The sequence below is a fragment of the Pararhizobium sp. LjRoot238 genome, from assembly GCF_964252955.1.
GTDB lineage: Bacteria > Pseudomonadota > Alphaproteobacteria > Rhizobiales > Rhizobiaceae > Pararhizobium.
Window position 1 is genome coordinate 4,182,598 of record NZ_CAXUPP020000001.1, and the last position, 20,304, is coordinate 4,202,901.

Below are 20,304 nucleotides of genomic sequence, written 5' to 3' on the forward strand. Positions count from 1 at the left end.
CCTATGCTTTATGAATTCTGGCGTACCATTTCGAGGTTGAATAACTGCCGAGCTTTTGCGTCTGTCGGCCACCCGGTGTTTTCGTCTCTGGTCTTTTCCGCCCTGTTTCTAGGCTTCTTTTTGGATGGTCAAATAGCAAAGGCAGGGGAGACCTGCGACATTTATGAAACGCGCGTTCTGACAACGCCGGCTCCGCCGCAATGGGCACCGGCGTACAAGAACTATGAAGCCATGCTCGCGAAGCTTCCCGAAAAAGCTGACGTGATCGTTTTTGGAGACTCGCTCGCAGAAGGATGGCCAGAAGAATCGTTCAGTACGATTTTCCCCGGCAAGGCGATCGGCAATCTTGGCGTTGGCGGAGAAATGATCCAAAACGCGCTGTGGCGTCTCGATCAAATGCCAGTTTCCAAGCTTTTGCCCGAAACGATCGTGATGATATTGGGCACCAACAATCTGAAAGCCCTCTCCAAGCCCTGCGCGATCGAGGCAGGGCTCACCAAAACAGTCGAAAAACTGCATGAAATCTGGCCGAACGCGATCATCCAGGTGCTGACAATTCCTCCGCGCGGTAAAATCTTCAATGATTTCGAGGTTGAGCGCCAGGAAGTGAACGGCTTCCTACAGAAAATGCCCGCTCGGAATAGGTATGTCCGAACCGTAACCGGCCTCGATGACGTGATCACCTGCGGAATGAGAGGAACCGATCAATTGCAGTTGTGGTTTCCAACTTATTTTCCCGACATATGTGCCAACTACCGCGGAGACAATTTGCATTTGACCGCAGCCGGCTATGATGCACTGGCGGAAATCTTCAAGCAGGAGAACAACTAACCGTGTCCTTTGCTTGGTACATAAACCGGCTTCGCGCCATGAGCCCGGCTGAAATCGTTCACCGGTTCGGGGAAAAGGCGAAAAAGACAAGGGCACGCGGGCGGCTGGAAGGGGCGAAGCGGTATGTTCTGCCCGGCCCGGTGCCGATGCTGCCAGGCCTCGCAAAAAACCTCGCCGCGGCATCGCAGCCGCTCAGACAGGAAATTGCCGATGCCGCGCGGTTCATCCTGTCGGGTCATTTCGAGGCGCTCGGCGTCGCCTGGCCGCGGCGCGATATCTCAAACCAGTTTCCGCCGGAGGTCTGGCGGCTGGATCCCGTTACCGGCGGGCTCTGGCCCGGAGCGGACAAATACTGCTTCGACATTCCCTACCGCCACGAACGCAAACTCGGCGACATCAAATATGTCTGGGAATTCAACCGCCTGCAGTTCCTGCAGCCGGTGGCGGCTCATGCTGGCCTGACCGGAGACCGCGAGGCACTGGCGTTCATCGAGGCTGCCATCTCGAGCTGGTACCATGCCAACCCGCCATTTCGCGGCCTCGGCTGGAATTCCGGCATCGAGCTTGCCCTGCGCGCCATCAGCCTGCTTGTTGTCGCGAGCCTCTGCGGAGCGTCGCTTTCGGCGGCGTGCACCGCGCAGATCCGCGCGATCCTCCATGCGCATCAGGTGTGGATGTCGCGGTATCCTTCGCGATTTTCCTCGGCCAACAACCATCTCGTCGCGGAAATCGCCGGCGAGTTCCTCATCGCCCGCGCCATGCCGGAACTGCCGCAGGCAAAACGGCTTGGAGACAAGATGCGCCGCCTGCTCACGCAGGAAGTGTCGAAACAGATTCTTGGCGACGGCGTGGGCGCCGAACAGTCACCGACCTATGGCGCCTTCACAGCGGAATTCGTTCTGCTCTGCAGTCTGGTCGCGAAGGCAAGCGGTCAGCCGCTCTGCGCCACCATCGATGCGCGGCTGATGCAGTTTGCCGAGTATATCGCCTGGCTTTCCAATGCCGAGGGGCGCGTTCCGGGAATCTGCGACGACGATGAAGGGCGCGTGGTCACGCTCGCGCGGCACGAGCCCGCCTATGCGGCGTCCGTTTCGGCCGCGATCGCTGGCCATCTCGGCAAGCCGCCGGCCGGGCCGCGGCCGCCGGAATACGATCTGCGCGACGCGCTTTTCGGTTCCGCCGATACGGGCGGCTCTGTACCGTTGGGATTGCGCACATTTGCCGATGGCGGCTACACGGTCGTTCGGGAAACGAAACGCGGCCACGAACTCGATATTGTTTTCGATCATGCGCCGCTCGGCTATCTGTCGATCGCCGCCCATGGCCATGCCGATGCGCTGTCGGTGATCGTCAGCATCGACGGCACCCCTCTCTTCGTTGATCCCGGCACCTATCTCTATCATTCCGGCGGCAAATGGCGGGACTGGTTCCGCGGCACCCGCGCCCACAATACGCTCAATATCGATGGCGCCGACCAAAGCACCATGTCCGGCGCCTTCAACTGGTCGCACAAGGCGATCGCGACATTGGAATCCGCGTCCGGCGGCGAAAACTGGAACATCGTCGCGAGCCACGACGGCTATCGGAAGCGGTTTGGCGCGGATCATCGCCGGACATTATCTTCGACGCAGGACGGCTTTGCGATCCGCGACGAAGTGACGGGCACCCCGAACCTGGAGGCGGAGATCGTTTTCCAGCTTGCGCCCGAATGGGACGCGCAAGTGAAGGACGGCGCCGTCCTGATTTCGCGCGGCGGCGAAACGATCGCAACGCTGTTCTTCAAGGAGCCGGGAGATATCGCGATCAAGGCTGGCGGCGATATCGGCGAAGGCGGATGGTATTCTCCGGCCTTCGGCAAAAAGCTGGAAGCGACGCGGATAAGCTGGCGCGGCGTCGTTCCGCCGGATGGTGTCACCTGCGCCCTATCGCTCGCCCACGCGTAACGAAGCGGGGCCTGGTTGCTGGTTGGAAGGCCGGCAACCGGGACCCGACGGTTATTCCGTTATTTCCGTTTCATTGCCTCGGCCAGTGCCGCCCCGAAAGCGCCCTGCGACGGAGCCTGCGGTTTCGGTTGCGGCGCACGGGCCTGGTTTTGGCGGCCCTGGTGGGCTGCCTTTGCATCGCTCTTCATGTCCCGTCCGCCTGACTCTGTGGCACCGTCCTTGCGCATGGTAAGGCCGATGCGCTTGCGGGGGACATCGACCTCGGTGACGCACACCTTGACGACATCGCCGGCCTTGACCACCTCATGCGGGTCCTTGACGAACCGATCAGCGAGCTGGGAGACGTGCACGAGCCCGTCCTGATGGACACCGATATCCACGAAGGCGCCGAAGGCGGCGACGTTGGTGACAGTGCCTTCGAGCAGCATGCCGGGTTTCAGGTCCTTGATGTCGTCGATACCGTCGGCAAAGGTCGCCGTCTTGAAGCTTGGGCGCGGGTCGCGGCCGGGCTTTTCGAGTTCCGCGAGAATGTCCTTGACTGTCGGCAGGCCGAAGCGCTCATCGACGAAGGTGCGCGGATCAAGGCTTTTCAGGATCGTGCTATCGCCCATGATGGCGCGCACGTCACGGCCGCAGGCAGCGACGATCTTTTTCGCCACGCCATAGGCTTCCGGATGCACGGAGGATGCATCGAGCGGCTCCTTGCCGCTCGGAATGCGCAGGAAGCCGGCGCATTGCTCGAAGGTGCGGGCGCCAAGCCGCGGCACTTTCATCAGTTCCTTGCGGCTTTCGAAGGGGCCGCTCGCGTCGCGATGGGCAACGATTGCCTCGGCGGACGATTTTCCAAGGCCGGAAACACGGGCGAGCAGCGGCGCGGAAGCCGTGTTGAGATCAACGCCGACGGCGTTCACCGCATCTTCGACGACGGCGTCGAGCGAGCGGTTGAGACGGCCCTGATCGACATCGTGCTGGTATTGGCCGACGCCGATCGATTTCGGCTCGATCTTGACCAGTTCGGCCAACGGATCCTGCAGACGGCGGGCAATCGAGACCGCGCCGCGCAGGGAAACATCGAGGCCCGGGAATTCGTCAGCCGCGGCCTGAGAGGCGGAATAGACCGAGGCGCCGGCTTCCGAGACGATGACCTTGGTGGGCTTGGGTCCGGCCGGCAGCTGCGTCAGCATGTCGGCGACGAGGCGTTCCGTCTCGCGGCTGCCTGTGCCGTTGCCGATGGCGATCAGTTCTATTCTGTGCTTGCGCACGAGGCTTGCAAGTTCGGCCTGCGTGCCGCGAATGTCGTTCTTCGGCGGGAACGGATAGACCGTAGTCGTCTCGAGCAGCTTGCCGGTGCCATCGACGACGGCGACCTTGATGCCGGTGCGGATGCCGGGATCGAGACCCATCGTCGCGCGTGAGCCGGCGGGAGCGGCCAGAAGCAGGTCCTTGAGATTGCGAGCGAAGACATGGATCGCCTCTTCTTCCGCCCGCTCGCGCATTTCGCGCATCAGATCGAGCGACAGCGACATCGACAGCTTGACGCGCCAGGTCCAGCCGATCACCTCCATCAGCCACTTGTCGCCCGGCAGCGTGCCGCCGACATTGTAGGCAGCCGCGATGGTGCGTTCGACCGGCTTGACCGGAGACGTGTCGTCCTGATCGACGACGATATCGACAGAGAGAAACTCCTCGTTCCAGCCGCGCAGCATGGCGAGTGCCCGGTGGCCGGCAACGGTTGCCCAACGTTCGGAATGGTCGAAATAGTCGGAGAATTTGGCGCCGGCCTCCTGCTTGCCGTCGACCACCCTGGCGCGCAGAAACGCGACATGCCGCATATGGGCGCGCAGCCGGCCGAGCAGGTCGGCATTTTCGGTGATGCCCTCGGCAATGATGTCGCGGGCGCCATCGAGCGCTGTCTTGACGTCCGGTACCTCCGCCGTGATGAAGGCCGATGTGCGGTCTGCCGGCGCGACGGAGCGGTCGGCAAGAATGGCCTCCGCCAGCGGCCCCAGTCCGCGTTCACGGGCGATTTCCGCCTTGGTTCGCCGCTTCGGCTTATAGGGCAGATAGATATCTTCCAGCTCCGCCTTCGTGGTGACGGCGGCGATCTTGGCTTCCAACTCTTCCGTCAGCTTGTCCTGACTGCGGATCGAGTCGAGGATCGAGACCCGGCGGGCTTCCAGTTCGCGCAGATAGACGAGACGTTCGGCCAGATCGCGCAACTGCGTGTCGTCCAGACCGCCGGTCACTTCCTTGCGATAACGCGCGATGAAGGGAACGGTGGCGCCCTCGTCGAGCAACTCGATGGCCGCAATCACCTGCGCAGGCGTGGCCTTGATTTCCTGGGCGATGAGGACGGCGATGGGCTTTGAAGGCAGGGGCATGGCGTTCCGTGGCTTGATGATGATGTGGCGGGAACCATAGATGCACACGCCATCAAGGCCAAGTGAAGGCGCCCGCCGGTTACCGGGCGTCCACAGAAGGATGCCGCCGCCATTGCCGGCTTAGAACTCGACCGGCTCCAGCGGCGGGCGCGTCTTTTCGAATTCGCGCAATGCCGCTTCCCGCTCGCTAATGTAGTTGCGGGTATAAGGCACGGCGTCCTGCTCACGCGAAAGCTGGATCTGGAAGATCAGCAGCTCGTCGTAGAGAAAGGCCGTCTCGGACGCCGCAAGATAGAACTCCCACATGCGGAAGAAGCGCTCGTCATAGAGCCGGATCGCCTCCTCCTTGCGCGCCGTGAAGCGCTCGCGCCAGGCCCGTAGCGTTTGGGCATAATGCATCGGCAGAATCTCGATATCCTTGATCATCAGCCGCGCCTTCTCGATCGCCGGCATGACTTCCGACAGGGCGGGCATATAGCCGCCGGGAAAGATGTATCTCTCGATCCAGGGATTGGTCGCCCAGGGCTTTTCCGCCTGGCCGATCGAATGCAGCAGCATCACCCCCTTCGGGGCAAGCAGGTCTGCCATCTTGCTGAAGAAATTACCGTAATTGGCCATGCCGACATGCTCGAACATGCCGACGGAGACGATGCGGTCGAACTTTTGGTTCGCCATGGTCCTGTAGTCCTGCAGTTCGAAACGAACGCGGCCCGCGAGCCCGCGCTTTGCCGCTCGCCCGCGCGAAACCTTCAATTGCTCTTCGCTGAGCGTGATGCCGGTGACTTCGACGCCCGAAGATTCGGCAAGGTACATCGCCATGCCACCCCAGCCGGAGCCCACATCCAGGACGCTTTGGCCCGGCTCCAAAAGCAGCTTTGCCGCGATGTGGCGCTTCTTTGCCGTCTGCGCCTCATCAAGGCTGATATCAGGCGGATCGAAATAGGCGCAGGAGTATTGCCAGTCCTGATCGAGAAACAGATCGAACAGCTTGCCATCGAGATCGTAGTGATGGGCGACATTGAGCTTGTTGCGATTGACCGGCAGGCGGCTTTTGATCTGCTGCTCGGCAACGTGCAAAAGGGCGATCACCGTGTTGCTGATCGTCGCCGCCTTTTCGAGGCCATTGGCCTTCATCATCGAAATCACGTCGAAGATATTGCCCTCATCGATGACAAGGCGCCCCTCGACATACATTTCGCCGAATTTCAGGCCCGGGTCGAGCAGGATCGCCTTTTCGGCTTCTTCATCGATGGTCCTCAGGGCGACCAGATCACCCGATCCATCGCCAAGTACCGCCTGCTCTCCTGACGATAGGGTGACTTTCAGATTGCCTTTTTGTACCAGCCTGCGCAGCAGCTTCAGAAATGTCGTCATTCCGGACCTCGACCACAGCCTATCTCGCATTGGATATGCAATCGTTCCGGCGGACAGTGGCATTGCTGCCGGTCTGGAGGTGTCACCGGAAGTCCGGAAACAGCCGGCATGCAAGGCAGATCGTCTGGGCGCCCCTGATCAGGAAGCTCCATCCATCAGAACGTGTAGTAAACTAGCGCCATTTTGCCATTCCGCAATGGCTGCGGTAGGTCCCTCAAGGATTTATTTTCTTAGTAAGTAAGCAAAATCAAAGGGTAACCACGCCCCGCCCGTCGAGACGTGCCCGGTTGTGCGGCCGGTCGAGGTCCAGCGCGGGGCCGATGGGGACGATCCGCGTCGGGTTGATATGAGCGATGGAATAATAGCCCCGCTTTATCTGATCGATCCGCACGGTCTCGCGGATACCTGGCCACTGGTAGATCTCTCGCAGATAGTTCGAGAGGTTCGGATAATCCTCCAGCCGCCGCAGATTGCATTTGAAGGCGCCGTGATAGGCGGAGTCAAAGCGGATCAGCGTGACGAACAGGCGGATATCGGCTTCGGTGAAGTGGGCTCCGGCGATATAGCGGCTCTGCGACAGATGCGCCTCGAGCGTATCGAGCATTTTAAAGAGGCTGGTCGCGGCCTCCTCATAGGCATCTTGCGTCTTGGCAAAACCAGCCCGGTAGACGCCGTTGTTGACCTTCTCATAGATCGGTGCGTTCCAGTGGTCGATTTCCGGGCGCAGCGTCTGCGGGTAGAAATCAAGCGTGTTACCCGACAGATGATTGAAGGCAGTGTTGAGGATGCGAATGATATCGGCGGATTCGTTGTTGACGATGCGGCCTTCCTTCCGATCCCAAAGCACCGGGACGGAGACCTTGCCGGTATAATGTGGGTCGGATGCCGTATAGAGTTCATGCTGATAGTGGATCTTGGGAACGCGCGGACCGGCGTCCTGCGGCTCGGCATAGGTCCAGCCGTTTTCGCCCAGTTCCGGTTCAGCGATGGATACGGAAATAATATCCTGCAGGCCTTTCAGATTGCGAATCATCAGCGTGCGGGATGCCCAAGGGCAGATGAAGGCGACAAAAAGCTGATAGCGTCCGGCCTCAGTGGGAAGCGCCGCCTGGCCGTCCGGCCCCGGCGATCCATCGGGGGTGATCCAGTTGCGGAAGCTGGTGGGTTCACGATAAAAGACGCCGTCCTTCATCTCGCTGGCAGCGACATCGCCTTTTTCCCATTTTCCATCGACCAGTTGCGGCATCGTGACTGTCCTTATGCAAGCCCGAAACTGCCGGGCGCCTCATTTGGTTCCGAAATCCCACGCGCGCGCAGGATCCGCAAGACGGCGTTTCCTCGACAAAGTGTTCGATGATTGGCTCAGCCGGCCAGATTCATCTTGACGGCGCGCAATTGTGTCGATATTTCTCGACATATGGACGATAACAACGCCGTCAATGCCTTTGCCGCTCTCGCCCAAGGTACCCGCCTGGATGCCTTTCGGCTGCTCGTCACCCACGAACCCGATGGCCTGCCAGCCGGGGAAATCGCCCGGCTGCTCGGCGTTCCCCACAATACCATGTCGACGCATCTGGCAACCCTGCAGCGGGCGGGCCTCATCACGGCCGAGCGACAAAGCCGGTCCATCGTCTACCGCGCCAGCCTCGACAGCCTGCGCGATGTCGTGACGTTCCTCCTGAAAGATTGCTGCGCCGGCCATCCCGATCTCTGCACGCCGCTGATCGCAGACCTCGTTCCCTGCTGTACTCCAAAGGAAAAAGCGATGCCTGACCGCATTTACAACGTGCTCTTCCTGTGCACCGGAAATTCAGCCCGCTCCATTCTCGCAGAATCCATCCTGAACGCCGAAGGCAAGGGCCGCTTCAAGGCCTATTCGGCGGGCAGCTATCCAAAGGGCACCGTTCATCCCCTTGCCCTGAAGGAACTCAGCGCGCTGGGCTACGCGTCAACCGGCTTCAGCTCCAAGAGCTGGGACGTCTTTGCCGCCGACGGCGCGCCGCAGATGGATTTCATCTTCACGGTTTGCGACAACGCGGCCGGTGAAGCCTGCCCCGTCTGGCTCGGACATCCGATGACGGCGCATTGGGGCGTCGAGGACCCTGCAGCCGTCGAAGGCGGCGAGTTCGAGAAGGAACGCGCCTTCTCGCAGGCCGCCCGGTTCCTGAAAAACCGCATCATGGCGTTTCTCGCCCTGCCGCACCGCTCGATCGACAAGCTGGCAATGGAAACGCATCTGCGCCAGATCGGCGCCATGGAAGGGGCAACTATCAGCCCGGCGAAGGCAGGGTGATGTCAGCATTCGACTTGCAACGCCGCCTCTTCGCTGAAGCGCTCGGGACCTGCCTGCTGGTTGCGACAGTGGTCGGTTCCGGCATCATGGCCGACACGCTGACGGACGATGTCGCGCTGGCACTGCTCGGCAACACGCTCGCAACGGGTGCCATTCTGGTGGTGCTGATCACCATCTTCGGACCGATCTCCGGCGCCCATTTCAATCCGGCCGTATCGTTGGTTTTCGCGCTGAAGCGCGAGCTGCCGCGGCGCGATCTGGCACTCTATATCGTGGCGCAATGCCTCGGGGGGATCGCCGGGACGATCGTTGCTCATCTGATGTTCGAGTTCGCCCCCGTCGAAGCCTCGCTGAGAGTGCGCACCGGGCCTGCGCAGTGGTTTTCCGAAGGGGTGGCTGCTTTCGGCCTGGTGGCAACAATCCTCGCTGGCATCCGCTTCGATCGGCAGGGCGTGCCATGGCTGGTCGGGCTCTACATCACCGCCGCCTACTGGTTTACCGCGTCCACCTCCTTCGCCAACCCCGCCGTGGCGCTGGCGCGGTCGCTGACCAATAGCTTCTCCGGGATCCGTCCGCTCGATCTCCCGGGCTTCGTCATCGCCGAAATTCTGGGCGCGGTGCTTGCGTTTGCCCTGATGAGCTGGCTGCTGCGGCAGCACTCCACCAACACCTAGAGCCGGATGATTTTAGGTCGAATCGACCTAAAATCTGAATCCGCTCTAGAATCAAAGAAGTAGAGCATGATGTCGTCCGAAAACCGCTTACACTTTTCGGCATCATGCTCTAGACACCCGCATCGAGGCCGATCATGACCGTCACCATCTATCACAACCCCGATTGCGGCACGTCCCGCAACACCCTGGCAATGATCCGCAATGCCGGGATCGAACCCACTGTGATCGAGTATCTCTACAACCCGCCAAGCCGGGACGTGCTGAAAGCGATGATCGCGGATTCCGGCCTCAGTGTCCGAGAGGCGATCCGCGAGAAGGGCACCCCCTTCGACGAACTCGGCCTTGCCGATCCGGCACTGAGCGACGACCGGCTGCTTGACGCGATGCTGGCGCATCCGATCCTGATCAACCGGCCTTTCGTCGTCACGCCGATGGGTACGCGGCTCTGCCGGCCGTCCGAGGTCGTTCTCGATATTCTGCCGCAGACGCACAAAGGCCCCTTCGCCAAGGAAGACGGCGAACAGGTGCTCGATGCAGAGGGCAAGCGGCTTGTCTGATCTGCCCGCAGCCCATCGACAGCACGTGCGCCTGCCTGACCGCGAGGCGCTGCGCATGCCATTCTCTGCCCATCCGCCGCGCATTCTCATTCTCTACGGCTCGCTTCGCACCGTGTCCTACAGCCGCCTCCTTGCCGAAGAGGCCGGTCGCCTGCTCGAACATTTTGGTGCCGAGGTTCGTTTCTTCAATCCCGAAGGCATGCCGCTGCCCGACGCGGCTCCGGCCAGCCATCCGAAGGTGCGGGAGTTGCGGGACTTGTCGCAATGGTCGGAGGGGCAGGTCTGGGTGAGCCCGGAGCGACACGGCGCCATGAGCGGCATCATGAAGGCGCAAATCGACTGGATTCCGCTCTCGGTCGGCTCGATCCGCCCGACGCAGGGCCGCACGCTTGCCGTCATGCAGGTCTCCGGCGGCTCGCAGAGCTTCAATGCCCTCAACCAGATGCGGATCCTTGGACGCTGGATGCGGATGATCACCATCCCCAACCAATCGTCCGTCGCCAAGGCCTTTCAGGAATTCGATGCGAACGGCCGGATGAAACCGTCCTCCTATTATGATCGCGTGGTCGACGTGACGGAGGAATTGGTGAAATTCACGCTGCTGACGCGCGACATCTCAGGCTATCTCACCGACCGCTATAGCGAACGCAAGGAAGACGCGGAGAAACTGGAGCAACGCGTCGGATTGAAGAGAATATGAGCCATGAAAAAAGGCGCCGTTGCCAGCGCCTTTGTTTTACTTCGGAAACTCCAGGCCCATTTCGCGGAAGCGTTCCGGGTCGTCGCCCCAGTTTTCGCGGACCTTGACGAACAGGAACAGGTGGACCGGCTGTTCGAGGATTTCGGAGAGTTCCTTGCGCGAGGCCATGGAGATCGCCTTGATCGCCTCGCCGTTCTTGCCGAGCGCGATCTTCTTCTGGCTGTCGCGCTCGACATAGATCACCTGCTCGATGCGCACCGAGCCGTCCTTGCGCTCTTCCCATTTCTCAGTCTCGACATGCGACGAATAGGGAAGTTCCTGATGCAGGCGCAGGAACAGCTTTTCGCGGGTAATTTCCGCGGCGAGCTGACGCATCGGCAGGTCGGAAATCTGGTCCTCGGGATAATACCAGGGGCCTTCCGGCAATTTCATGGCGAGATAGTCGAGCACATCGTCGCAACCGGAGCCGTTGAGCGCCGAAATCATGAAGGTGCGCTCGAAATCGACATATTCGTTGGCCGCGGTTGCGAGCTTCAAGAGGTCTTCGCGCGAAACCTGGTCGATCTTGTTGAGGACCAGCATCTTCGGCTGTTCGACTTCCTTCAGACCTTCGAGAATGGTCTCTGCATCGCCCTTCAGCCCGCGCTCGCTGTCGATCAGCATCATGATCGCGTCGGCATCCTTGGCGCCGCCCCAGGCGGTCGTCACCATGGCGCGATCGAGGCGACGGCGCGGCTTGAAGATGCCGGGCGTGTCCATGAAGACGATCTGGGCTTGTTTGTGGACGGCGATGCCACGGACGATGGCGCGGGTTGTCTGCACCTTGTGGCTGACGATCGACACCTTGGCGCCGACCAGCCGGTTGACCAGGGTGGACTTTCCGGCATTGGTGGCGCCGATCAGCGCCACGAAACCGGAACGGGTGGCAACGCCTTGGGGCGGCGTGGTTTCTACAGTGTCTTCGCTCATATTGTCCGTAATTTCCGATTGTGCGCCGGGCGCCGCAACGGCGCGCAGGATCGCATGGTCTATCAAAAGATTGCCTGATCTTTCAGGAGGTTTTTTGCCTCCGGACAGATCAGGCCGTCGTCGCTGCCTTCCAGACGCCTTCCCGCTCCAGGATCTTCGTGGCGGCCACCTGTTCGGCGGCGCGCTTGGAGCGGTCGACGCCGGTTGCTGGTGCAATGCCCGGGATATCCACCGTCACCGTGAAGCGCGGATCGTGATCCGGCCCGGACCGGTCGTCGATGCGGTAGCTCGGCGTCACGCCGAACTTGGCATGTGCCCATTCCTGCAGTTCCGTCTTGGCATCGCGACGCGCGCCATCGACCCGGCTTGCCCGCGCCGACCAGTGGCGCTGTATGAATCCCCGCGCCGCCTCAAGCCCGCCATCGAGATAGATCGCGGCGATCAGCGACTCTACCACATCGGCCCGCACATTCAGCATGTGTTTTCCGGTGAGCTTCTTCACGTCGGCGCCGGTGCGGATGAACAGGTGCAGCGACAGCGCGTCAGCGACGAGTGCGCAGCTTTCGGCGCTGACCAACTGGTTCAGGCGAACCGAAAGCTCGCCTTCGTCCGCTTCCTTGAAGGTCTGGAACAGAAGCTCGGCAACGCAGAGCCCGAGCACACGGTCACCGAGGAACTCCAGGCGCTCGTAGTTCGAGCCCTTGGCATTGCGGGCGCTGGCATGGGTCAGCGCCCGGTCGAGCCGTTCCTTCTGAAGGAAGCTGTAGCCGATCGCAGCTTCAAGGCGCTCCCGGTCCTCCGTGTTCAGCGAACGGCCCTTACTCATTCGACGCTCTTGAAAAGGCGGTCGTATCGCAGGTTCGTCGGCCATTTCCACACTTCGCGGAACGACGTGTCGTTGCCGAGCGAGAAGAAGATCATGCTGGCACGGCCGATGAGGTTCTGCGCGGGTACGAAACCGACATCGAAACGGCTATCGGCCGAGTTGTCGCGGTTGTCGCCCATCATGAAATAATGGCCTTCCGGAACGATGAACTCGCGTGTGTTGTCGCCGCGCGAATCCGGAAACTGATCGAGCGTGTCGAACGTGACGCCGTTGTCCAGCGTCTCGCGATAGACCGGAACTTCAGCGCCCGTGTCATACTGGTCGTCGGCGCGGAACGCGCCATCCGGCACGCGCGGAACGGGCTTGTCGTTGACGTAGAGAACGCTATCGCGGACCTGGATCCTGTCACCCGGAAGACCGATCAGGCGCTTGATGTAGTCGATGTCCGGGTTCGGCGGGAAACGGAACACCACGACATCGCCGCGCTTCGGCCCACTGGCGAAAATACGGCCGCTGAACAGATCCGGCGAAAACGGCAGGGAATATTTGGAGTAGCCGTAGGCGAACTTGTTGACGAAGATGTAGTCGCCGACCAGCAGCGTCGGCATCATCGAACCGGAGGGGATCGTAAAGGGCTGGAAGAAGACGGTGCGGATCACCACTGCCAAGAGAAGCGCCTGGATAATGACCTTGACGTTTTCCCAAAGGCCACTTTGCTTCTTTTCTATTTTTTCTGCCACGCCGTCGTTCCTTGATCTATGAGCGCTCGACCTGCTGTCGCGTCGAGCGAAGATATTGCCTGCGGTTTGTATCCTGCCGGACATCTGAAATGACGGCCTGATGCATATCGTGCCCGGCGTCGCTTTTTCAAATGAACCACACCCGTTTTCCGGTCCGCTTCATTCGGACATGCTCTAAACGCTTCCTTAATCCGGGGCAACGGGCAGAGCTTCGATTATCACGAAGGCCAGCGCCAGGGGGAAGTCGTCGGTGATGGTGAGATGAATGACACCGCGGTGGCCGGTCGGCAGCATTGCCGCAAGTCTTTCGGCAGCCCCGCCGGTCAGTTGCATCGTCGGCTTGCCGCCCGGCAGGTTGACGACGCCCATGTCCTTCCAGAACACGCCTTGCGCCAAGCCCGTCCCAAGCGCCTTGGAACAGGCTTCCTTCGCTGCAAACCGCTTGGCATAGGATTCGGCGCGGTTTTTCCGGCCTTCGGATTTCCGGATCTCAATTTCGGTGAAACAGCGCTGGCTGAACCGCTCGCCGAAGCGTTCAAGCGAGCTTTCAATACGCCTGATGTCGATCAAGTCACTGCCGATGCCGATAATCATCGAAACGAAAATACCTTATGAGAGTTGAGGCGGGCCTCACTGGACAAGAGCAAACAGACAGCCGCCTGCCAAGTTAAAAATTCGTGAGATCAAGGACCATTCGCCGATCCCGCCGTGCGGGGCTGCACCTTGCCGGAGCGCTGGACCTGGCGGCGGGACTGGAACAGTTTGGCGGCATACAAGGCCACGACATAGAAAACAGCGGCACTTGCGGCCGCAACCGGCACCGAGCCGATCAGCATCGGCTTGAGCAAAGGCTCCCATAAATGCGCCAGTTCGAGATGGCTCAGCATATGGAGGATGTTTTCCCCCGTCAGAGCACCGCTGCCGCCTGTCCCAAGGATCACCACGCCAACCTCGTAGGTCGCGACGAGAATGACCGGGATGGTCAGCGGATTGGCGAGCGCGGTTGTTATGCCGGCTGCAATCAGATTGCCCGACAGCAGGTAGGCAAGAGCAAGGGCGATGAGGATGTGAAAGCCGATAAGCGGCGTTGCAGAAGACGCAGCCCCGGCGGCAACGCCGACGGCGATGGAATGCGGAGACGACGATAGCCGCAGGACGCGCATCGACAAATACCGCACACCGCGAGAAAAGCCCTTTCGCGGCCACAGAAACTCACGGAGCCTTCCCGACAAGGTTGCGGGCTTCTTGCGTCTGAACAACATGCTGCCCTGATAGACGATGCGGATATGGCTGTTCAATGGCAGGTACGGGAAAATCAGTATTCCGGCACCGCCAAGCGCAAATATGCCGCATATCGGGCCATCATGCCCGGCACGTTAGCGGAACCTGCACCTCATGCGCAGGGGAACGATCAGGCATGCGCGATTTGCATAGGTCCCGGCAGCCTGCCGAAACAGGCAGCCGGACGGCAGCATGACTTAGAAGGAGTTGCGGAACAGGCCGCGGTCAACCTGACGCTGACGGTATTCCAGGTCGATCCGGTCGAGCGAACCGTTGAGATAGTTCATTTCACGTTCTTCGACGGACGGTACGCGCAGGGCGCCGGTGATTTTCTTCAGTTGCTTAAACATGGTAAACCTCTTTCGTTTACCTCCCGACGCTGAAGATAGTTGAGGCAGCGCTTATTCACCAGAGCTACAAAGAGGCGGCAGCCATGCGCATGATGCATGGCATGCATCTTTCCGCTCCATAAAGTGCACATTTGCAGGGCAATTGCCGTCCGGCTATGCGGAAATGCCGCCGATCATGGCCGAATGTAGACGTAGCCTTCGGTCTGAAGCTTCGCGATGCGAACGACGCCGCCCTCGTCGGCGCGGACAAAACCGGGTAGCAGATCGGCGATCTCCAGCTTTTGCGCCGCCATCGTATTGCCGCAGGCGGCCATACGCACACCTTCCGCGCTCATCTGGGCCACCTGCGTGGCCATTTTGGGATTGGCTTTCGGCTTGCGGAAAAGTGCCAATGCGGGGCCATGCACGACAAGCACGATATCCACCGCCTGCGGCCCGCCCATGCCATCTATATGGTTGCGGATATTCCCAAGCACAAACATCACCTTCTCGGTATCGGCAAGGTGATAGACGACCTTTTGCCTGCCGGCATCGGGCAAAGCCGTCGCGGCAGACGCGGCGCGTCCTGCAAAGAGCGCGGCGAGCGGCGCGATCAGGGCGCGCGTGAAGACAGTCCGGCGTTTGATCGACATGACACCACCTCAATGCGCCGCCAGCAGGGCGGCCTTGGTTTCCTCATCCGATGCAAGTGGCAGGCAGGTCGAAAGTGCGGTGCGGTCGAGACGGAAAATCTTGTCGTCCGATCCGAACTTGGCGCCTTCGGGCAAGTCACTCGGTTCGTCCCCGCCCTCTTCGTCGCTGACCCGCGCGCCGTCGGGAATATCGAGAAGGATCGAATTTTTGTCCTTGATGCGGACGCCGATGGTGCCGCCGTCGCATTCGATGCCGCAGTTCAGGGCCTGCTTTCCATCCGTGCCGGCAGAACATCCGCCATAGGTGCTGTAGGGCCTTTTCAACTGGCGGAAATTGACCGACATTCCCAAAATATACTGACGACCGGCGCCACCCTCGTCCTCGTAGCTATCGACGAAAACCATCATGTCGCGGACGTTCTGATCGGGATGATTGGCGAGATGCGCCTTGGTGTATGTCCGGGCGTAGCAGGCATAGGCCTTTTCCTTGCCGATATCCCGTCCGAACAATTGAAGATTGGCATCCGCCGCCGCCGAAAAATCCGCAGGCAGTCCCAGGACAAATCCGAAAGCCAGTGCTCGCAGCAGTGCACGCATCGCATCCTCCGTCCGAGAAGAATGGCATGTTCCCACGAAGCACCGCGTGGGACAACCGGTCATTCAGAAGCACGCAGGAACGGCTTTCCTTATTCGCTGATGCCGCAAACGCGCCATCACTCGAAGACGCGCTTGACCGTGGAAACGCTGGGCAGTTCGCGGATTTGCGTGATCAGGTGATTGAGCTGACGCAGATCCCACACCTCCAGATCAAGCTGGAACTCGCTGAAATCGGTGGCCACCTGGCCCATCGACAGGGTGCGGATGTTGATGTCGCTGGTGGCGATCGCCTGGGCGATTTCAGCAAGCGTGCCGGGCTCATTCAACGCGTTGATCTGTATGCGGGCCATGAAGCGGGTGTTGTTCGCTTCGTCGAGGTCCCAGCGCACATCGATCCAGCGCTCGGACTCATCGTCGAACTTCTGCAGGCTGGGCGACTGGATCGGATAGATCGTGATGCCCTTGTCCTTTTCCATGATGCCGACAATGCGATCGCCAGGCACGGCGCCCGAGGCGCTGAAATGGACTTCGGCATTGCCCGACAGCCCGCGAATGGGCAGAGCTTCCGGCCCCTCCCCCTCAAGCATGTCGAACATGTCCTTCGGCCGGTTTGGCAGCTTGAACACCATGCCGGCGGCGCTGCGCATATTGAACCAGCCTTCGTCCTGTGGCTTCACCGTGACGCGCTCGTCCTGATGATCGGGGAAGACGGCGCGCAGCACGTCGAGGGACGACAGCTCGCCGCGGCCGACCGCCGCGATCGCATCCTCGATATCCTTCTGACCGAGACGATGCAGAACCGGCTTCATCGCTTCGCGGGTAAACGACTTGCCCGCCCGCTCGAACGTGCGCTCGAGAATGCGGTAGCCAAGACCGGAATATTGCTTGCGCACGGCAGCCCGGGTGGCGCGCCGGATAGCGGCGCGCGCCTTGCCGGTGACGACGATTTCTTCCCAGGCCGGCGGCGGCACCTGGATACCGGAGCGGACGATCTCGACTTCGTCACCGTTGTTCAGCCGCGTGACAAGCGGCATGATGCGGCCATTGATCTTTGCGCCGACGCAGGTGTCGCCGATATTGGTGTGGACGGCATAGGCGAAATCGATCGGCGTCGCGCCACGCGGCAAGGCGATCAACTGGCCCTTCGGGGTGAAGCAGAAGACCTGATCCTGGAAGAGTTCGAGCTTCGTATGCTCCAGAAATTCTTCCGGATTGTCGCCTTCCGCCAGGGATTCGATCGTCCGGCGGAGCCACGAATAGGCGTTGGATTTCGGCGACAGCTTGACGTCGCTGGCGGGCTCGACACTGTCCTTGTAGAGCGTATGAGCGGCAATACCGTATTCGGCGATCTCATGCATGTGCCGCGTGCGGATCTGCAGTTCGATACGCTGGCGGGATGGTCCGACGATCGTTGTGTGAATCGACTGATAGTCGTTCTGCTTTGGCGTCGAGATATAGTCCTTGAACCGGCCGGGCACGACGCGCCAGCGCGTATGGACGATACCAAGCGCGCGATAACAGTCCGGGATGTCGGCAACGACGATGCGAAAGCCCCAGACGTCGGACAGTTGCTCGAAGGAGAGCGACTTCGACTGCATCTTCTTGAAGACCGAATAGGGTTTCTTCTGCCGGCCCTTGACGACGGCGCCCACCAGCCCCCTTGCCAGAATGAGCTCGCCCAGTTCGTCCTCGATCTTCTTGATCAGCCCTTCGTTGCGTGTCGACAATTCGTCCAGGCGGCGGGTGACCGTCTCGAAGGCTTCGGGATTGATATGGCGGAACGAGAGGTTCTCGAGTTCCTCGCGCATGTCCTGCATCCCCATGCGGCCGGCAAGTGGCGCATAGATATCCATCGTCTCTTCGGAAATCCGGGCACGCTTTTCCGCCGACATGTGGTCGAGGGTGCGCATGTTGTGCAGCCGGTCGGCAAGCTTGACGAGAAGCACACGCACGTCGTCGGAGATCGCCAGAAGCAGCTTGCGCAGGTTTTCCGCCTGCTTGGCCTTCTTCGTCACCAGATCGAGCTTCTTGATCTTGGTCAGGCCTTCCACCAGAGCGCCGATGTCCTCTCCGAACAGTTCGTCGATCTCGGCGCGCGTCGCCGTCGTATCCTCGATCGTGTCGTGTAGCAGCGCGACCGCGATGGTCGATTCATCGAGATGCATCTCGGTGAGGATCGCAGCGACTTCGAGGGGGTGGGAAATATAGGGGGCGCCGCTCGCCCGCTTCTGCTGGCCATGTTTCTGCATGGCGTAAACATAGGCCTTGTTCAGCAGCGCTTCGTTTACATCGGGCTTGTATTTTTGAACGCGCTCAACGAGCTCGTATTGGCGCATCATCCGCTAGCGGCTCCAGGAGATATCCGGAAAAGAAAAAGTGCGCCAATCATAGGAGTGGCGCACTGCTTTGCAAATACCAGCGTTACGCGATTTCTGAAAGAAAACGCGGCATTGCGTCAGAGCGTCGCATCCGGCGACAAGCCGGATGCAGTATTGGCTCAATAGTCGTCGCTTTTTTCCGGCGGAACCAGGCCTTCGATACCGGCCAGCAGCTCTTCTTCCGACATGCGGTCAAAGGTGATCGGCTCCGGCTGATCGTCGTCCTCAGCCGTTTCAGCGAATGTCGTAGCGGCATCGCCGCTGATCATCGACGACGGATCTGGTTCGGGTTCGTCCACTTCGACATGCTTCTGCAGCGAGTGGATGAGGTCTTCCTTCAGATCGCCGGGAGACAGCGTTTCATCTGCAATCTCGCGCAGAGCAACGACCGGATTCTTGTCGTTGTCGCGGTCGATGGTGATCGCAGCACCCTGCGAGATCAGGCGGGCGCGGTGGCTTGCCAGAAGGACGAGTTCGAAACGGTTATCGACTTTGTCGATGCAATCTTCAACAGTGACGCGGGCCATTGCCTGTCCTTTGGGTCTCAAGAGCGCAGCTTCAATCGCGGATACCCTGAAATGATCCGTCGCTTGCGCTGATTAACAACATCGGAGCCCGGCCAGCCGTCGGCCTGACGGTATGCGTGGCTCCGATTTCAGGAATTAACCTGCCCGATACTATCAAAAGCGGACAAATTCAAGTTTTTCCTGCATTTCAGCAAAAGATATCCGCGCAATGGCAGCGGCGGCGAGATTGCCATGTCAAAGCGACGCGATCACGGCCAATCGATAGGCTTTGACATCCTCATAAATGATGATTGAATGCCACTAAAGCTTACGGTCACTCTGGGAGGGAGGATATCGGCTTGAACAGGATGCTCGACACGATGTCGGCAAAAAGAATCCCAAATAAAGCCACAAATTTCTCATTCTTAGCAAAAAAGTGCGAAAAATAGCTATTCCAACCGGAATTTTCTTAGATTAAAGCAAATTGCGGCTTAGATGGCTGACATATGAAGAAATCTTTTAGATGGCTAGCATATGAAGAAATCTTAATGTAAGCGGATTATTCCGCCACTGGTGCCCACTCGCCCGCGGCCAGGTTGAAAATCAAAAAACATTGAGACAACAAAAAGGATAAAACGATGTTCGACCCCCGCGAAAAAATCGCCTTGTTTATCGACGGCGCCAACCTCTACGCGGCTTCGAAAAGCCTTGGTTTCGACATAGATTATCGCAAGCTGCTCAAGGCTTTCCAGAAGCGCGGCTATCTTCTTCGCGCCTACTATTATACGGCGCTGATCGAAGACCAGGAATACTCGTCCATCCGCCCGCTGATCGACTGGCTAGACTACAACGGTTACAAGGTTGTGACAAAGCCCGCGAAGGAATTCACCGATTCGCTCGGCCGGCGGAAAATCAAGGGTAATATGGACATAGAACTGGCCATCGACGCGATGGAACAGTCCGAAACGGTCGACCACCTTGTGATCTTCTCCGGAGACGGAGACTTCACGACACTGGTGGAAGCGCTGCAGCGCAAGGGACGCAAAGTCTCGGTGGTCTCGACCATGTCGACGCAGCCGCCGATGATCGCGGACGACCTGCGCCGCCAGGCCGATCATTTCATCGAACTGGTCAGCCTGAAAGCCGAAGTCGGCCGCGACCCCTCCGAGCGCCCAACCCGCACTGTCGAACCGGTCAGCGACGACGTCAGCGAGTGAAACTGAAAAAGGACCGGCCGGTTACGGCTGGTCCTTTTCATATGGGTGATTATGA

20 protein-coding genes and 1 pseudogene are annotated in these 20,304 nt (G+C 60.0%); 8 read left to right on the forward strand and 13 right to left on the reverse strand.

Annotated elements, in window-relative coordinates; genetic code table 11:
- Window positions 1–3: 3 nt before the first annotated feature.
- Together ACSQ3F_RS20615 and ACSQ3F_RS20620 are read left to right on the forward strand one after the other, a co-directional pair.
- Window positions 4–831, forward strand: a complete 828-nt coding sequence (locus tag ACSQ3F_RS20615; RefSeq protein WP_436101921.1) for a GDSL-type esterase/lipase family protein — start codon at window positions 4–6, stop codon at window positions 829–831.
- A 2-nt stretch (window positions 832–833) separates the two neighbouring features.
- Window positions 834–2,774: an alginate lyase family protein gene (locus tag ACSQ3F_RS20620; RefSeq protein WP_436101922.1), complete on the forward strand. Its 1,941-nt coding sequence runs from the start codon at window positions 834–836 to the stop codon at window positions 2,772–2,774.
- Window positions 2,775–2,833: 59 nt separating this feature from the next.
- Here ACSQ3F_RS20620 and ACSQ3F_RS20625 read toward each other — a convergent pair whose 3' ends face one another.
- From ACSQ3F_RS20625 to ACSQ3F_RS20635, 3 genes are all read right to left on the reverse strand, one after another.
- Window positions 2,834–5,155 carry a Tex family protein gene (locus tag ACSQ3F_RS20625; RefSeq protein ID WP_436101923.1) on the reverse strand — a complete coding sequence of 774 codons (2,322 nt, stop codon included), beginning with the start codon at window positions 5,153–5,155 and terminating at the stop codon, window positions 2,834–2,836.
- Window positions 5,156–5,275: 120 nt separating this feature from the next.
- A complete protein-coding gene (locus ACSQ3F_RS20630) occupies window positions 5,276–6,529 on the reverse strand; it encodes a class I SAM-dependent methyltransferase (RefSeq protein ID WP_436101924.1) in 1,254 nt (417 codons plus the stop codon).
- A 247-nt stretch (window positions 6,530–6,776) separates the two neighbouring features.
- The gene (locus tag ACSQ3F_RS20635; RefSeq protein ID WP_436101925.1) at window positions 6,777–7,775 is read right to left on the reverse strand and encodes a glutathione S-transferase family protein; all 999 of its coding nucleotides are present in this window, start codon (window positions 7,773–7,775) and stop codon (window positions 6,777–6,779) included.
- Window positions 7,776–7,946: 171 nt separating this feature from the next.
- On the opposite strand from ACSQ3F_RS20635, the pseudogene ACSQ3F_RS20640 reads away from it, so the two are divergent.
- The 5 genes and pseudogenes from ACSQ3F_RS20640 to arsH form a co-directional block, all read left to right on the forward strand.
- Window positions 7,947–8,183 (forward strand): annotated as a pseudogene (locus tag ACSQ3F_RS20640) (ArsR/SmtB family transcription factor); the annotation flags it as partial.
- A 111-nt stretch (window positions 8,184–8,294) separates the two neighbouring features.
- Complete coding sequence (locus ACSQ3F_RS20645; protein WP_436102204.1) at window positions 8,295–8,822, forward strand: arsenate reductase ArsC; 528 nt, start codon at window positions 8,295–8,297, stop codon at window positions 8,820–8,822.
- Window positions 8,822–9,496 carry an MIP/aquaporin family protein gene (locus tag ACSQ3F_RS20650; protein WP_436101926.1) on the forward strand — a complete coding sequence of 225 codons (675 nt, stop codon included), beginning with the start codon at window positions 8,822–8,824 and terminating at the stop codon, window positions 9,494–9,496. Before ACSQ3F_RS20645 ends, ACSQ3F_RS20650 begins: the two co-directional genes overlap by 1 nt.
- A gap of 134 nt (window positions 9,497–9,630) precedes the next feature.
- On the forward strand, window positions 9,631–10,053 hold the full coding sequence (arsC, locus tag ACSQ3F_RS20655; RefSeq protein ID WP_436101927.1) for an arsenate reductase (glutaredoxin): 423 nt from the start codon (window positions 9,631–9,633) through the stop codon (window positions 10,051–10,053).
- Window positions 10,028–10,753, forward strand: a complete 726-nt coding sequence (gene arsH, locus ACSQ3F_RS20660; protein ID WP_436101928.1) for an arsenical resistance protein ArsH — start codon at window positions 10,028–10,030, stop codon at window positions 10,751–10,753. Before arsC ends, arsH begins: the two co-directional genes overlap by 26 nt.
- Before the next feature lie 36 nt (window positions 10,754–10,789).
- On the opposite strand, the gene era is transcribed toward arsH, so the two are convergent.
- From era to rpoZ, 10 genes are all read right to left on the reverse strand, one after another.
- The gene (gene era, locus ACSQ3F_RS20665) at window positions 10,790–11,722 is read right to left on the reverse strand and encodes a GTPase Era (RefSeq protein WP_436101929.1); all 933 of its coding nucleotides are present in this window, start codon (window positions 11,720–11,722) and stop codon (window positions 10,790–10,792) included.
- 109 nt (window positions 11,723–11,831) lie between these two features.
- Window positions 11,832–12,548, reverse strand: a complete 717-nt coding sequence (gene rnc, locus ACSQ3F_RS20670) for a ribonuclease III (protein ID WP_436101930.1) — start codon at window positions 12,546–12,548, stop codon at window positions 11,832–11,834.
- Complete coding sequence (gene lepB / locus ACSQ3F_RS20675; protein ID WP_436101931.1) at window positions 12,545–13,288, reverse strand: signal peptidase I; 744 nt, start codon at window positions 13,286–13,288, stop codon at window positions 12,545–12,547. The genes rnc and lepB overlap by 4 nt, the downstream gene beginning before the upstream one ends.
- A gap of 186 nt (window positions 13,289–13,474) precedes the next feature.
- A complete protein-coding gene (gene acpS, locus ACSQ3F_RS20680; protein WP_436101932.1) occupies window positions 13,475–13,882 on the reverse strand; it encodes a holo-ACP synthase in 408 nt (135 codons plus the stop codon).
- Between the two features lie 89 nt (window positions 13,883–13,971).
- Window positions 13,972–14,466 (reverse strand): DUF2062 domain-containing protein, encoded by a 495-nt coding sequence (locus ACSQ3F_RS20685; protein WP_436102205.1) that lies wholly within the window; start codon window positions 14,464–14,466, stop codon window positions 13,972–13,974.
- 300 nt (window positions 14,467–14,766) lie between these two features.
- Complete coding sequence (locus ACSQ3F_RS20690; RefSeq protein ID WP_083926077.1) at window positions 14,767–14,919, reverse strand: DUF3563 domain-containing protein; 153 nt, start codon at window positions 14,917–14,919, stop codon at window positions 14,767–14,769.
- Window positions 14,920–15,092: 173 nt separating this feature from the next.
- Window positions 15,093–15,551: a DsrE family protein gene (locus ACSQ3F_RS20695; protein ID WP_436101933.1), complete on the reverse strand. Its 459-nt coding sequence runs from the start codon at window positions 15,549–15,551 to the stop codon at window positions 15,093–15,095.
- A 9-nt stretch (window positions 15,552–15,560) separates the two neighbouring features.
- Window positions 15,561–16,148, reverse strand: a complete 588-nt coding sequence (locus ACSQ3F_RS20700; RefSeq protein ID WP_436101934.1) for a hypothetical protein — start codon at window positions 16,146–16,148, stop codon at window positions 15,561–15,563.
- Between the two features lie 116 nt (window positions 16,149–16,264).
- On the reverse strand, window positions 16,265–18,487 hold the full coding sequence (locus ACSQ3F_RS20705) for a RelA/SpoT family protein (RefSeq protein WP_436101935.1): 2,223 nt from the start codon (window positions 18,485–18,487) through the stop codon (window positions 16,265–16,267).
- 158 nt (window positions 18,488–18,645) lie between these two features.
- Entirely contained in the window at window positions 18,646–19,053 is a 408-nt protein-coding gene (rpoZ, locus tag ACSQ3F_RS20710; protein WP_436101936.1) for a DNA-directed RNA polymerase subunit omega, read from the reverse strand.
- Between the two features lie 617 nt (window positions 19,054–19,670).
- Here rpoZ and ACSQ3F_RS20715 point away from each other — a divergent pair.
- A complete protein-coding gene (locus ACSQ3F_RS20715) occupies window positions 19,671–20,249 on the forward strand; it encodes an NYN domain-containing protein (protein ID WP_436101937.1) in 579 nt (192 codons plus the stop codon).
- Window positions 20,250–20,304 lie beyond the last annotated feature (55 nt).